Genomic DNA, 14148 nt, shown 5'->3' with positions numbered 1-14148 from the left:
TTCTTTACGCAGGCTCACGCGGGGCTCACGGACGGCTTACAGAAGGCTTCCACACTTCGTCTCACCAGCTGCCCATCGGCGGCGGTTCTTCGAAAGGAAGCACTCTCATGATCTCTCTCCGCCAACGCATCCTCTGGGCCGGCCTGCTGGGCTCGGCCGCCCTCGCATCGTCGGGCGCTTTCGCCCAGACGCCGGCGCCCACGACCGCGGCACCCGCCGCTGCCGTGGCGCAGGCGGATGGCGCGGCCCCGCAGCGCAAGGCCCACGCGGACCACAAGCGCATGGATCCGGCTAAGCGTTTCGAACGCATGCAGGAACATCGCGCCAAGCGTCTCGCGGCCCTCAAGGACAAGCTGAAGCTCAATGCCTCGCAGGAAAGCGCCTGGTCCAGCTACACCGGCGCGACGCAGTTCTCCGGTCCGCGTCCCGATGGCCAGCGCATGACCCGCGCCGACTTCGCCAAGCTGACCACGCCGCAGCGCATCGAACGCATGCAGGCCCGCCAGGCCGAACGCAGCGCGATGTTCGCCAAGCGCGCCGACGCCACGAAGTCCTTCTATGCCGCGCTGACGCCCGAGCAGCAGAAGACCTTCGACGCCGAGACCCTGCACTTCGGCGGCCACCGCTTCCATCGCGGCGGCCACCATGGCGGCCCCGACGCCCAACCGGACAAGGGTTGAGCCCCGGCCCTCGGCGCTGTCGCCGAGGGTGGCCCATGACGAAGGCCCGCAACGCGCGAAGCGTTGCGGGCCTTTGTTCTGGTCGATCCGACCGATCCGATTACTTCGGCGTGCCGGTCTTCTCGGTCGGGTTGGTCGGCACCTCCGGACGTTCGCCCGGCTGGCCGAATTGCGGCTTCACCTTGCGCGCCTGCTGGCTCACCTGCCAGCGCGACTGCTCGCCGGTCGGTGCCGTCACCATGTTCGGCTGGCCGTTCATCACGGTACTGGCCTCGCCCTTGGGCACCAGGTTGTTGGTGTTGTTGCGGTTGTGCGCACGGGCCTCGGCGCGCACGGTCTCGAGCGACACCGGCGCATTGCCGTCGGGCTGCTGCGTGGGATTGGCCACGCCGGTCGGCGATTGCGTGCTGGCCTGGCCGCCCAGCGCCGGATCGGGTGCCGCGGGCATCGAGGAGGTCTGCGCCATCGCGAAGCCGCCCGCGCCCATCAGGCCGGCCAGCAGGGTCGCTCGAAGAAGTCGTTGCTGTGCGTGTTTCATGATCGGTTTCCTTTGCGTCTCGATAGATGGTGTGAAGAAATCGCGGACGCCTTTCCCGACGTCCTGAATTCACCGTAGGAGCCGCTCCGTTCGGGCCTTGTGGGGGTGCGTCAGGGCTGCCTGTAGGAGCCGGCCGGCCGCGCGCGAAGGCGCCGCGAGCCTCTCGCGTCGGAGGGCTGGAGGCGCCACGAGAAGGTGGCGCGTTCCTACAGGCGGGCACGGATCGAGCACGTACAACCCGAAATCCGATGTCCTCCACACCGATCTTCACGAACGAATCCGTCGCAAACGCGGAAACCGCCCGCGCCGTGGGCGCGAATCCGCCCGGTCCCGTCACCGCGGCCGGACTCGCGGCCGCGCCCGTGTCGCTGAAGGTCATGACGGTGAACACCCACAAGGGCTTCACCGCGCTGAACCGCAAGTTCATCCTGCCCGAGCTGCGCGATGCGGTGCGCACCGTGGGCGCCGACGTGGTGTTCCTGCAGGAGGTGCTTGGCACCCACTCGCGCCATTCGCGCCGCGTGAGCAACTGGCCCGAGGCGCCGCACTACGAATTCCTGGCCGACACCATGTGGCCGCAGTTCGCCTACGGGCGCAACGCGGTCTATCCCAAGGGCCACCATGGCAATGCGCTGCTGTCGAAGTTTCCGATCGTGCATCACCGCAACCACGACGTGTCGGTGGCCGGGCCCGAGAAGCGCGGGCTCTTGCACTGCGTGCTGCGCCTGCCGGGTCGCACGGTCGACGTGCATGCGATCTGCGCCCACCTCGGCCTGGCCGAAGCGCACCGGCAGCAGCAGCTCGAGCTGCTGTGCCACATCGTGCGCGACGAGGTGCCGGCCGACGCGCCGCTGATCGTGGCTGGCGACTTCAACGACTGGCGCGGCCGCGCGCATGCGACCCTGGCCGAGGGCGCGTCGCTGCGCGAGGTGTTCGTGCATGCGCACGGCCACGCGGCCAAGACCTTCCCTTCGCGTTTCCCGGTGCTGCCGCTGGATCGCATCTACGTGCGCAATGCCGGCGTGCACGCGCCGGTGGTGCTGCCGCGCCGGCCCTGGTCGCACCTGTCCGACCACGCGCCGCTGGTGGCCGAGATCGATCTCTGAAAGCGCATCCATCCATGAGCAACGGCAACCACTGGGTCGCGGGCAACCGCATCGAACTGCTCGAGAACGGCGAGCAGTTCTTCCCGCGCGTGTTCGAGGCGATCCGCGCGGCACGGCGCGAAGTGGTCATCGAGACCTTCATCCTGTTCGAGGACAAGGTGGGCCTCGACTTGCACGCCGCCATGTGCGAAGCCGCTCGGCGCGGCGTGAAGGTCGACCTGATGATCGACGGCTTCGGTTCGCCCGACCTCTCGCGCGAGTTTCTCGAGGAGCTGAGCAGCGCCGGCGTGAAGGTGCGCGTGTTCGACCCGGGCCATCGCTTCCTGGGCCAGCGGCTCAACGTGTTCCGCCGCATGCACCGCAAGATCGTGGTGATCGATGGCGAGCGCGCCTTCGTCGGCGGCATCAACTATTCGGCCGACCACCTGATGGACTTCGGCCCGAAGGCCAAGCAGGACTACGCGGTCGAACTCGCCGGGCCGATCGTGGCGCAGATCCACCACTTCGCGTTGCGCGCGATCGCGGTCGGCGGCAAGGGGCCGGGCTGGTTCCGGCGCCGGCTCAGGCAGGCGCCGCCCGTGGGCGACACGGTGGCCGGCGAGGCCGAGGTGATGTTCGTCACGCGCGACAACCGCCACCACACCAACGACATCGAGCGCCATTACCGCGCCGCGATCCGCAGCGCGCGCGAGCGCATCGTGATCGCCAACGCCTACTTCTTCCCGGGCTACCGGCTCATCAAGGAACTGCGGCGCGCGGCGCGGCGCGGTGTCGACGTGCGGCTGATCCTGCAGGGCGAGCCCGACATGCCGATCGTGAAGACGGCCGCGAGCATGCTCTACCACCACCTGCTGCATGCGGGCGTGCGCATCTACGAATACTGCGAGCGGCCGCTGCACGGCAAGGTCGCGCTGATGGACGACCGCTGGAGCACCGTGGGCTCGAGCAACCTCGATCCGCTGAGCCTCTCGCTCAACCTCGAGGCCAACGTGGTGGTGCGTGACGCGGCCTTCAACACGCTGCTGCACGAGCGCCTCGATCACCTGATGCAGCACAGCTGCAAGCAGATCGACACGGCCGACCTCGCGAGCGAATGGAGCGGCTGGCGGCTGGTGCGCAGCTTCTTCATCTTCCACTTGATGCGCTGGTATCCCTCGCTGCTGGGCTGGCTGCCGCGTCACGTGCCGCGGCTGAAGCCGGTGGAGGTCACCGACCTCGGCGACCGGCGACGCAAGAATCACGGCGACGGCGTCGAGGGCGCGCCCGCGTCGACGGAGGCCGCATGACGACGGCGGCTGGCGGCCGCCTGCATGCGTTGCCCGCCAGCGGCTGGCGCCGCGCGTGGCCCTGGGCCAGGCGAACGCTGGTGTGGGGCTTCTTCGGGCTCGTGGCCTGGTTGCTCGTGAACCAGGCGCGGTCCATCGACTGGCACGAGGTCGGCGATGCGATCGCCGCGCTGCCACCCCTCACGCTGCTCGGCGCGGGCCTGCTCGCGGCCTGCAGCTTCGCGCTCTACAGCACCTACGACCTGCTGGGTCGCCACCTCACGGGCCATCCGCTGCGCGCCGGCACGGTGATGGGCGTGACCTTCATCAGCTATGCCTTCAACCTCAACCTCGGCTCGCTGGTCGGCGGCGTGGCCTTCCGCTACCGGCTCTATTCGCGGCTGGGGCTGCGCAACGACACCATCACGCGCGTGCTGGGCTTCAGCATGCTCACCAACTGGATCGGCTACCTGGTGGTGGCCGGCGCCGCGTTCTTCTTCTGGCCGCTGGGCCTGCCGCCCGCGTGGAAGGTCGATGGCGAGGAGTTGCGGCTGCTGGGCGCGGCGCTGCTGGTGCTGGCCGCGGTCTATCTGCTGGTTTGCGCCTTCGCGCATGGGAAGCGCTGGCATGTGCGCGGGCACGAGTTGCGCACGCCGACCCTGCGCATGGCGCTGCTGCAGTTCCTGCTGTCGTGCGCCAACTGGTCGCTGATCGGCGGCGTGATCTGGCTGCTGCTGCAGGGCCAGGTCGCCTATCCGCAGGTGCTGGCCGTGCTGCTGGTGGCCGCGGTGGCCGGCGTGATCACGCACGTGCCGGCGGGGCTCGGCGTGCTGGAAGCGGTGTTCGTCGCGCTGCTCGCGCACCAAGTGGCAGAGGCGCAGTTGCTGGCCGCGCTGCTCGCCTACCGCGGCCTCTACTACCTGCTGCCGCTGGTGGTCGCCACGCTGGCCTACTTCGCGACCGAGCTGCGCGCGCGGCGCGGGCGCCGGGCCCGCATCGCGCATCAGAAGTGATAGGTGTAGCGCACCCGCACGAAGTTCTCGCCGGGGTTGGGCTTCTTGATGCCGCCGTTGGAGAAGTGCTGCACGCGCAGCGACAGGTGGTGTTCCCCGTGGTCGCCGAAGCTGCGGCCCACGCCGAGCACCTCGGTGAACTGGAACGCGGTGCTGAAGCTGCGGTCTGGGGTCCGATAGACATGGTCCATCACGCTGCCGCCCACGCCGCCTTCGACGTACCAGGGCGAGTCGCCGTGCGCGAAGCGCCAGCGCCAGGTGTAGATGGCGCCGATCTGCACGTAGTCGCGCCGGCCGTCGTCGAGCGCGGGCGCGTGCCAGTCGCTGAGGAAGACGTCCCAATAGGTGGTGAGCGCGCCTTCCTGCACCGGCCGTCGCGGTGACCACGGCAGCGTCATCCCGACGGTGAAGGCATTGGTGCTGCCCATCTGGCCGTGGGGCGCGCGTCCGCCTTCCACGTAGAAGCCGCGCTGGCTGTCCTCGAAGGCGTGGGCGCTGCTGCCCAGCAAGCCCAGCAGTCCGGCCAGCGCGGCGGCACGGAGCGGGGTGGAAGCGTTGAATCTCATGATCCGGATCGCCAAAGCGAATGATGAAAACTGAAGGTCATATTCACTTTGCGTTCAGTTTCGTGTCGTGCCGATACGCGATTTCCACGTCGAGGGGTAGGACTTCGCCAACAACACGTGCGAAACGCCACGGAATGCGCTCAGGTTCTTGTTGCACTGCAGCATTCGCCACGCGGCAGGCCTATAGTGGGCCGATCTCCCTCGCAGGCATTACGCCGCTCTCACGATGTCGTCCACTTCTTCCCTTCCCTCCTTCAGCGTTTCGTCATGGCCGCTGTGGCCGCTGCGCGAATGGACCGAGCTCGCGCTCAAGACGCAGGAGATGCTGCTGTCGTCAGGCACCGTGATCCGCCTGCGCACCGAGCGCATCGCGCAGGCGGGGCTCGCGCCGAGTGCCGACGACCTGGTCGAATTCCGGCGCATGGGCGACGAGAAGCTCGAGGCCGCGCATGCCTCGGGTTTCGCGATGGCGCGGCAATGGCACAGCAGCCAGATCGGCCTCGCGAGCCGGATCTGCCAGCAATGCCTGCATGGCGCCGCGGCCTTCCTTTCGCTGGCCGGCAGCGTCACGCCGGCACAGGTGGCCGAGCATGGCGATGCGCTGATCCGCGCGGCTTCGCGCGCCGCGAACGCGGCCCAGCGCTGGCCGAACAGCACGGCGCGCATCGCGAGCGAGGGATTGAAGCCGATCCACGCGGTGGCCACCGCCAACGCGCGGCGGCTCGGCGCGCAGCAGGCCGCAAGCTGAGCCTCGCTCAGCCGCGCGCCGGCATCAGCGTCAGCAGCGTGATCTCGGACGGGGCGCCGAAGCGCTTGGGCGGGCCCCAGTAGCCGGTGCCGCGGCTCACGTAGATCCACATGTCCTGCAGCCGGTGCAGGCCCGCGGTGAAGGGCTGCTGCATCGGCACGAACAGGTTCCACGGGAAGAACTGGCCGCCGTGCGTGTGGCCCGAGAGCTGCAGTTGGAAGCCGGCCGCGGCCGCCTTCGGTGCGCTGCGCGGCTGGTGCGCGAGCAGCACGCGCGTGTGCACCAGCGGCGGTGCGTCGTCGAGCGCACGCTGCGGATCGCTCTCGTGCGAGGCATCGAAGTGGCCCGCCGTGTAGTCGGTCACGCCGGCCAGCACCAGCTGGCTCTCGAAGGTTTCCTCGTCGTTCTGCGCGCCGCGCACGTTGCGCGTCTGCAGCACCACGTGCTCGTTGAGCAGCACCTGCAGGCCGAGGCGGCGCAGTTCGTCGATCCAGGCATGGGCGCCCGCGTAGTACTCGTGGTTGCCGGTCACCACGAAGGTGCCATGGCGCGCGCGCAGCCCGGCCAGCGGCGCGATGTGCTCGCGCAGCTCGGGCACGGTGCCGTCGACCAGGTCGCCGGTGATCGCGATCGCGTCGGCGCCGAGCCGGTTCACCGCGTCGACGATGCGCTGGATGTAGCTGTTGCGGATGGTCGGGCCGACGTGGATGTCGCTGAGCTGCACGATCGTGAAGCCCTTGAGCGCGGCCGGCAAGCCGCGGATCGGCACGTCGACATGCTTCACGTCCGCGGTGCGGCGCGCATTGACGAAGCCGATCAGCGAGACCAGGGTGGCCAGCCCGAACACGGCCAGCGCGCTCCAGGGCTGCAGCGTGTCCCACGGCACCGCGAGGCCGGCCACGCGCTGCGCGACCCAGGTCAGCAGCAGGCCGGCGTCGCGCACCAGCGTCAGCACGAACAGCGACGAGAACCAGCCCATGCTCAGCAGGCCGGTCCATTGCAGTACGGCGTGCAGCGGCTTCTTGCGCGGCGCATGCCGCGACAGGAAGGGCAGCGGAATGGTCAGCGCCGACACCACCAGCGCCAGCAGGCCGATCGGCCAGGCCGGCGTGAGCCCCGCGGCCGCGGGCAGCAGACGCAGGGCGATGTAGGCATGCAGGAGCGCGGTCAACACGCTCAGGGGACGGATCGGCATCGGGGCAATGGGTTCGGGCACTGCCCGGGACACGTCATCTGCAAGGCGCATGCCGTGCATTCAAGTCGCCGCCACGCTATTTTTTCAGTAGCGCAGCATGCCGGGATGACGGGTGCCGGGGTGTGGGCGGCGACGTGAGCGCCTGCACCCGGCGTCCGTGCCGCCGTGCCTTCGTGCGCTTACTGCACCGCGCGCGTGCCGGCGGCGGCCATGTCGGTGCCCGCCGGCCAGAGGAAGGTGGCCTTGGTGGGCGTGCCGAACACCACCTGCAGCGGCTGCTTGAGCGTCTGGCCGCGCAGCGTGGCCTCGACCTGGTAGCTGCCGGGCTCGAGGCGCGCCACCATGAACGGTCCGCCCGCCACCACGTTGTCGAGCAGCGCCACGCCGCGGCCATCGCGCACCGTCACGTGCACGTCGGCCGCGAAGTCCGCGCCCTGGTGGTCCTTGATCGCGAATTCGAAGCTCGCCGGCCAGCGCGGCAGGACCGTTTCCATCAGCTTCGCCTCGTCGCTGCCGATGCCGCCGCTCATGTATTCGATGCCGTGCGACATGCGGATCGGCGGGTTGAACGCGGCTTGCGCGGAGGTGGCGAGCGCGCCGAACGCGAGGGCGCCGCACAGCAGGGCGGCGGCCAGCGGCCGCGCGCGCGGTGAAATCCGGGGGGTCATGATCAGTCCTTTCTTTCCATGCTCTCGTGGCGGAAAACCACGGCGCCACTGTGCGGCGCACGGCTTAGACAGGACTTAACGAAACGGCGCGGCGGGTGGCCGCTGCGCCGTGGAAGCGGCTTGGCGCCTCAGCGCGCGGCGCTGGTCTGCGCCATCGCCTGCGTTTCGGGCTGCGGCGGCAGCACCGAGGCCATGTCGAAGTTCGACGGCCACATGAAGGTCGCCTTCGACGGGATGCCCGCGAACACCACCAGCGGCTGCGTCAGCGTGAGGCCGCCGAGCGTGACGTTGACGTCGTAGGCGCCCGGGTCGAGCCGCGCGAGCATGTACGGGCCCTGCGACAGCGCTTCCATGATCGCTCGGCCGGTGTAGCGCTCGCGCACCTCGACCTTGGCGCGGGCCGGGAAGCTCGCGCGCTGCGCGGGGCTGCCGTTGATGCCCAGCTCGATCGTGGCGGCCCAGCGCGGCGCGACCATCTGCATGAATGCAGCTTCGTCCTTGTTGGTGCCGCCGCACATGTATTCGACGCCCTGGGCGGTCTGGATGGGCGGATTCGGGGCAGCGTGGGCCGGAAGGGTCGCGCCGAGGATGGCGGCCGTGCCGCACGTTGCAAGGACGGCCAGGGACCGGCGGAAACGCATGGATTTCATTGCTTCGATGTCCTCGATCAGGGTGACGCGGAATTCGTCGAGGATTTTGCTTAGCAAGACTCGGGCTAGATATAGCGTTTACGAGGAACGATCCTCGCCGAGGCTTTGAACGCTATTGTTTTAATAGCTGGTGACGGGCTTGTGACAAGCGTTTACAGCCTGTGTGGCGATCTACCCTCAGACAAACCCTTGGGTCCCGCCGCGAGCGGCCTGCGTTGCGTGCGCGCACTCCGCCGCGAGGCGGCATGGGAATGGTGCGAAGGGGCCGGGCGCGGCGATCAGGCGCCCCCATGAAAAACGCCGCCGGGTGCGAACCACGGCGGCGTGACGGTGAGGGCGGAAATCGACTCAGACGTCGATGTTCGCCGCCCGCAGCGCGTTCTGCTCGATGAACTCGCGGCGCGGCTCGACCTCGTCGCCCATCAGCATCGTGAACACGCGGTCGGCCTCGATCGCGTCGTCGATCTGCACGCGCAGCAGGCGCCGCACGGTCGGGTCCATGGTGGTTTCCCACAGCTGCTCGGGGTTCATCTCGCCCAGGCCCTTGTAGCGCTGGCGCGCGGTGGCGCGCTCGGCCTCGCCGATGAGCCACAGCATGGCCTGGCGGAAATCGAACACCTTCTCTTCCTTGGCGCGTTCGCCCTCGCCGCGGCGCACCACGGCGCCCTCGGGACTCAGCAGGTTGCGGAAGGTGTCGGCGGCGCCGGACAGCGCGGCGTAGTCGGCGCCGTGCACGAAGTCCTGCGTGATCACGCTGCTCTTGATGTTGCCGTGGTGGCGGCGGCTGATGCGCAGCAGCGGCTTGTCGGTGCGGGCGTCGAACTCGTTGCTGACCTCGGCCGGCACGCCGGTGGTGTTGAGCTCGCGCAGCTTGGCCTGCAGCGCCACGGCCGAGGCCTCGGCCGCGGGCGTGGTGTCGAGGTCGAGCGCCACGCCGTCGGCGATGGCGCGCAGGGCCTCGGCGTCCATGAAGTTGCGCAGCCGGTGGATCACGGCCTCGGCCACCTGGTGCTTGCGCGCCAGCTCGGCCAGCGTGTCGCCGCTGAGCGTGTGGGAGGTGGCACCGCCGGTCTCGATGCTGGCGTCCTTCAGCGCGACCTTGAGCAGGAAGGCGTCGAGCGCATTGCCGTCCTTCAGGTACTGCTCTTCCTTGCCGACCTTGACCTTGTACAGCGGCGGCTGCGCGATGTAGATGTGGCCGCGCTCGACCAGCTCGGGCATCTGGCGGTAGAAGAAGGTCAGCAGCAGCGTGCGGATGTGGGCGCCGTCCACGTCGGCGTCGGTCATGATGATGATGCGGTGGTAGCGCAGCTTGGCGACGTTGAAGTCGTCGGCGCCGCCGCCCGCGGTGGTCGCGCCGGCACGGCCGATGCCGGTGCCCAGGGCGGTGATCATCGTGAGGATTTCGTTGCTGGTCAGCAACTTCTCGTAGCGCGCCTTCTCGACGTTCAGGATCTTGCCGCGCAGCGGCAGGATGGCCTGGAACTTCCGGTCGCGGCCCTGCTTGGCGGAACCGCCGGCGGAGTCGCCCTCCACCAGGTAGACCTCGCACAGCGCCGGGTCCTTCTCCTGGCAGTCGGCCAGCTTGCCCGGCAGGCCCATGCCGTCGAGCACGCCCTTGCGGCGCGTCATCTCGCGCGCCTTGCGCGCGGCTTCGCGGGCTCGGGCGGCCTCGACGATCTTGCCGCAGATGATCTTGGCGTCGTTCGGGCGTTCCTGCAGGTAGTCGGTCAGCAGGCGGCCGACGATGTCCTCCACCGGCGCGCGCACTTCGCTGGACACCAGCTTGTCCTTGGTCTGGCTCGAGAACTTGGGCTCGGGCACCTTCACGCTCAGCACGCAGCACAGGCCTTCGCGCATGTCGTCGCCGGTGACCTCGACCTTGGCCTTCTTGGCGAACTCGTTCTCTTCGATGTACTTGTTGATGACGCGGGTCATCGCGGCGCGCAGGCCCGTGAGGTGGGTGCCGCCGTCGCGCTGCGGGATGTTGTTGGTGAAGCAGAGCACCTGCTCGTTGTAGCCGCTGTTCCACTGCATCGCGACCTCGACGCCGATGTGCGTGCCGGGGATGCCGCCGTAGGTGTCGGCCGGCTTCTCGCCCTCGGCGTAGAACGAGTTCGGGTGCAGGACGGTCTTGCCCTTGTTGATGAACTCGACGAAGCCGCGCACGCCGCCGGCGCCCGAGAAGTCGTCTTCCTTGCCGCTGCGCTCGTCCTTCAGGCGGATGCGCACGCCGTTGTTCAGGAAGCTCAGCTCGCGCAGGCGCTTGGAGAGGATTTCGTAGTGGAAATCGTTGTTCTCCTTGAAGATTTCCGTGTCGGGCAGGAAGTGGACCTCGGTGCCGCGCTTGTCGGTGTCGCCGATGATCTTCATCGGCGAGACCTCGAAGCCGTTCACGGTTTCGAGCAGGCGGTTCTGCACGAAGCCGCGGCTGAACTCGAGCTCGTGGATCTTGCCTTCGCGCCGCACCACCAGGCGCAGCATCACGCTCAGCGCGTTCACGCAACTCACGCCCACGCCGTGCAGGCCGCCCGAGACCTTGTAGCTGTTCTGGTTGAACTTGCCGCCCGCGTGCAGCTCGGTCAGCGCGATCTCGGCGGCCGAGCGCTTGGGCTCGTGCTTGTCGTCCATCTTCACGCCGGTCGGGATGCCGCGGCCGTTGTCGGTCACCGAGATCGAGTTGTCGGAATGGATGGTGACGACGATGTCGTCGCAGTGGCCGGCGAGCGCTTCGTCGATGGAGTTGTCGACGACCTCGAACACCAGGTGGTGCAGGCCGGTGCCGTCGGAGGTGTCGCCGATGTACATGCCGGGGCGCTTGCGAACGGCCTCGAGGCCTTCGAGGATCGTGATCGAGCCTTCGCCATAGGAGGTGTCGGGCGTGACTTCGATCGGCACCGCGTTGTCGATCTCGGGTGTGTAGACCGGTTCGGTGTGCGGCACTTCCGGCTTGTTCTCTTCTGCGCTCATTCGGATATTCCTCTATCTCTCACGGATTCACGGGGTCCACGGACTCGCGGGCACCCGGTTTTTCAGGCCTCTTGAAAGCGCAAACCCGCGGGGGCGAACCGCGGGCTGTGTGCGCCAGGGCGCTGCGACGATGCGGGGTGACTAGATCCGCATCGGCATCACGACGTACTTGAAGGACGCGTTGTCGGGGATGGTCAACAGCGCGGAGCTGTTGGAATCGGCCAGGTCCAGCTTCACCATGTCCTGGCCCATGTTGGCCAGCGCGTCGATCAGGTAGGTGACGTTGAAGCCGATCTCGATGGCGTCGCCGCCGTAGTCGATGTCGAGCTCGTCCTGCGCTTCTTCCTGTTCGGCGTTGTTCGAGGCGATGCGCAAGGTGCCCGGCTCGATGTTCAGGCGCACGCCCTTGAACTTCTCGCTGGTCAGGATCGCGGTGCGCTGCAGGCTGGCCAGGAGCGGCGCGCGGCCCAGCGTGACCGAGTTCTTGTGGTTCTTCGGGATCACGCGGTTGTAGTCGGGGAACTTGCCCTCGACCAGCTTGGTGACGAACTCCATGCCGCCGAAGCTGAACTTGGCCTGGTTGTTGGCGAACTGCATCTCGATCGCGCCTTCGGCGTCGGACAGCAGGCGCTGCATCTCGAGCACGGTCTTGCGCGGCAGGATCACTTCCTGGCGCGGCACTTCCACGTCGAGCGTGGCGGAGGAGAACGCGAGGCGGTGGCCGTCGGTGGCGACCAGGCTCAGCTGCTTGCCCTCGGCGACGAACAGGATGCCGTTGAGGTAGTAGCGGATGTCGTGCACGGCCATCGCGAACGAGACCTGCGAGAGCAGGTCCTTCAGCGTCTTCTGCGGCACGCTGAACACCGGGCCGAAGTTGGCGGCTTCCTGCACCAGCGGGAAGTCTTCCGCGGGCAGCGACTGCAGCGTGAAGCGGCTCTTGCCGCCCTTGAGCACCAGCTTGCTCGCGCTCGACTCGAGGCTCACGGTCTGGTCGGACGGCATGGTGCGCAGGATGTCGATCAGCTTGCGCGCGCCGATGGTGGTGGTGAAGTTGCCTTCGTCGCCGCCGAGCTCGGCGGTGGTGCGGATCTGGATCTCGAGGTCGCTGGTGGTCAGCTGGATCTGGCCACCGGTCTTGCGGATCAGCACGTTGGCGAGGATCGGCAGGGTATGTCGCCGTTCCACGATGCCCGCCACCGACTGCAGCGCGGCGAGGACTTTGTCTTGTGTTGCCTTCAGGACGATCATGTCTTCTACCTCTTCTCTTATCTCTTTGAATCAGCTTGGTCGATCAGGGCCCCACCGCCCCGCACAGACCGCCATTCTCCGCTGTCGCGGCGTCCGGCCTGGTTGACTTTGGTTTTCAGTTTCAACCCTTGAGCGTCTGCTCGAGCACGTGAAGCTGCTGGTTGAGCTCGGTGAGCTGCTGGCGCTCGCCCGAAATCTTGCGCACCGCGTGCAGCACGGTCGTGTGGTCGCGTCCGCCGAACAGCTCGCCGATCTCGGGCAGGCTCTTCTGCGTCAGCTCCTTGGCCAGGTACATCGCGATCTGCCGCGGCCGCGCGATCGAGGCCGGGCGCTTCTTGCTGTACATGTCGGCGACCTTGATCTTGTAGTAGTCGGCCACCGTCTTCTGGATGTTTTCCACCGAGATCTGCCGGTTCTGGATCGACAGCAGGTCGCGCAGCGCCTCGCGCGCCAGGGCGATCGAGATCTCCTTCTGGTTGAAGCGCGAATAGGCCAGGATCTTGCGCAGCGCGCCCTCGAGCTCGCGCACGTTGGAGCGCACGTTCTTGGCCACGAAGAAGGCGACTTCCTCGGGCATCTCGGCGCCCTCGACGCGGGCCTTGTTGATCAGGATCGCCACGCGCATCTCGAGCTCGGGCGGCTCGATCGCCACCGTGAGGCCCGAATCGAAGCGCGAGACCAGCCGCTCGTGGATGTCCGCGAGACCCTTGGGATAGGTGTCGCTGGTCATCACGATGTGCGACTTCTTGGCCAGCAGGGCTTCGAAGGCGTTGAAGAATTCTTCCTGCGTGCGGTCCTTGTTGGCGAAGAACTGCACGTCGTCGATCAGCAGCAGATCGAGCGAGTGGTAGCGCTCCTTGAACTCGTCGAAGGTCTTGCGCTGATAGGCCTTGACCACATCCGAGACGAACTGCTCGGCGTGGATGTAGAGAACTTTGGAATCGACCCGGTCGGCCAGCAGCCGGTTGCCCACCGCGTGCATCAGGTGGGTCTTGCCCAGCCCCACGCCGCCGTAGATGAAAAGCGGGTTGTACAGATGGCCCGGCATGCCGGCCACGTGCATCGCCGCGGCGCGCGCCATGCGGTTGGCCGTGCCCTCGACGAGGGTGTCGAAGGTGAGGCCAGAATTGAGGCGGTTCTTGAAGCCGGCGGCCGGCGGTTCCTCGCCCGGGCCGGCCACGTCGCGCGGCACGTCGGTTTCGGTCATGACCGCGACAGGTGCAGCACGTACGGGGATTTCCCGAGGAGCAAGCGCTAACTCGACGACCACCGGCTGGCCATAGATCTTCTCGGCCATGCCGGCGATCTTGCCGGCGTACTGGGCCCGGATCCAGTCGAGCTTGAAGCGGTTGGCGACGAACACCGTCATGCGCGAGAGGTCGTCGGCGACCTCGGCGGTGAGGGGCTTGATCCAGGTGTTGAACTGTTGCTCGGACAGCTCCTGCGCGAGCTGGTCGACGCAGGCCTGCCAGAGGCTTTCGCCGACGCCGTCAGTCGACAT

Annotated in this window: 13 protein-coding genes; 5 read left to right on the top strand and 8 right to left on the bottom strand. The window is 67.8% G+C overall.

Going from position 1 to position 14148, the window contains the following annotated elements; translation table 11 throughout:
• The first annotated feature begins 107 nt into the window (after positions 1-107).
• Complete coding sequence (locus tag R0232_RS00065) at positions 108-680, top strand: Spy/CpxP family protein refolding chaperone (RefSeq protein WP_431510872.1); 573 nt, start codon at positions 108-110, stop codon at positions 678-680.
• 100 nt (positions 681-780) lie between these two features.
• On the opposite strand, the gene R0232_RS00060 is transcribed toward R0232_RS00065, so the two are convergent.
• Entirely contained in the window at positions 781-1218 is a 438-nt protein-coding gene (locus R0232_RS00060) for a serine/threonine protein kinase (RefSeq protein WP_296797906.1), read from the bottom strand.
• Positions 1219-1595: 377 nt separating this feature from the next.
• On the opposite strand from R0232_RS00060, the gene R0232_RS00055 reads away from it, so the two are divergent.
• From R0232_RS00055 to R0232_RS00045, 3 genes are read left to right on the top strand one after another with little or no spacing between them, the layout of a single operon-like run.
• On the top strand, positions 1596-2324 hold the full coding sequence (locus R0232_RS00055; protein WP_172705372.1) for an endonuclease/exonuclease/phosphatase family protein: 729 nt from the start codon (positions 1596-1598) through the stop codon (positions 2322-2324).
• Between the two features lie 14 nt (positions 2325-2338).
• On the top strand, positions 2339-3610 hold the full coding sequence (gene clsB, locus R0232_RS00050; RefSeq protein WP_093343605.1) for a cardiolipin synthase ClsB: 1272 nt from the start codon (positions 2339-2341) through the stop codon (positions 3608-3610).
• Positions 3607-4602 (top strand): lysylphosphatidylglycerol synthase domain-containing protein, encoded by a 996-nt coding sequence (locus tag R0232_RS00045; protein ID WP_431510871.1) that lies wholly within the window; start codon positions 3607-3609, stop codon positions 4600-4602. The genes clsB and R0232_RS00045 overlap by 4 nt, the downstream gene beginning before the upstream one ends.
• Here R0232_RS00045 and R0232_RS00040 read toward each other — a convergent pair.
• Complete coding sequence (locus tag R0232_RS00040; RefSeq protein WP_431510870.1) at positions 4593-5168, bottom strand: acyloxyacyl hydrolase; 576 nt, start codon at positions 5166-5168, stop codon at positions 4593-4595. The genes R0232_RS00045 and R0232_RS00040 overlap by 10 nt on opposite strands.
• Positions 5169-5394: 226 nt before the next feature.
• On the opposite strand from R0232_RS00040, the gene R0232_RS00035 reads away from it, so the two are divergent.
• Positions 5395-5916, top strand: coding sequence for a polyhydroxyalkanoate granule-associated phasin (locus tag R0232_RS00035; protein ID WP_208511716.1), 522 nt, complete (start codon positions 5395-5397; stop codon positions 5914-5916).
• 7 nt (positions 5917-5923) lie between these two features.
• Here the strand turns inward: R0232_RS00035 and R0232_RS00030 are convergent, their stop codons facing one another.
• The 6 genes from R0232_RS00030 to dnaA form a co-directional block, all read right to left on the bottom strand.
• Positions 5924-7171, bottom strand: a complete 1248-nt coding sequence (locus R0232_RS00030; RefSeq protein ID WP_431510869.1) for a metallophosphoesterase — start codon at positions 7169-7171, stop codon at positions 5924-5926.
• A 119-nt stretch (positions 7172-7290) separates the two neighbouring features.
• Positions 7291-7779, bottom strand: coding sequence for a hypothetical protein (locus tag R0232_RS00025; RefSeq protein WP_093343599.1), 489 nt, complete (start codon positions 7777-7779; stop codon positions 7291-7293).
• 128 nt (positions 7780-7907) lie between these two features.
• On the bottom strand, positions 7908-8429 hold the full coding sequence (locus R0232_RS00020; protein WP_093344147.1) for a hypothetical protein: 522 nt from the start codon (positions 8427-8429) through the stop codon (positions 7908-7910).
• A 348-nt stretch (positions 8430-8777) separates the two neighbouring features.
• On the bottom strand, positions 8778-11399 hold the full coding sequence (gyrB, locus tag R0232_RS00015; RefSeq protein ID WP_093343598.1) for a DNA topoisomerase (ATP-hydrolyzing) subunit B: 2622 nt from the start codon (positions 11397-11399) through the stop codon (positions 8778-8780).
• 141 nt (positions 11400-11540) lie between these two features.
• Positions 11541-12647 (bottom strand): DNA polymerase III subunit beta, encoded by a 1107-nt coding sequence (gene dnaN / locus R0232_RS00010; RefSeq protein ID WP_093343596.1) that lies wholly within the window; start codon positions 12645-12647, stop codon positions 11541-11543.
• Between the two features lie 121 nt (positions 12648-12768).
• The gene (gene dnaA / locus R0232_RS00005) at positions 12769-14148 is read right to left on the bottom strand and encodes a chromosomal replication initiator protein DnaA (protein ID WP_093343595.1); all 1380 of its coding nucleotides are present in this window, start codon (positions 14146-14148) and stop codon (positions 12769-12771) included.

The organism is Variovorax sp. DAIF25 (genome assembly GCF_050711835.1).
In the GTDB taxonomy this organism is placed as follows: domain Bacteria; phylum Pseudomonadota; class Gammaproteobacteria; order Burkholderiales; family Burkholderiaceae_C; genus Variovorax.
This window is presented reverse-complemented; position numbering and strand designations above follow the sequence as displayed.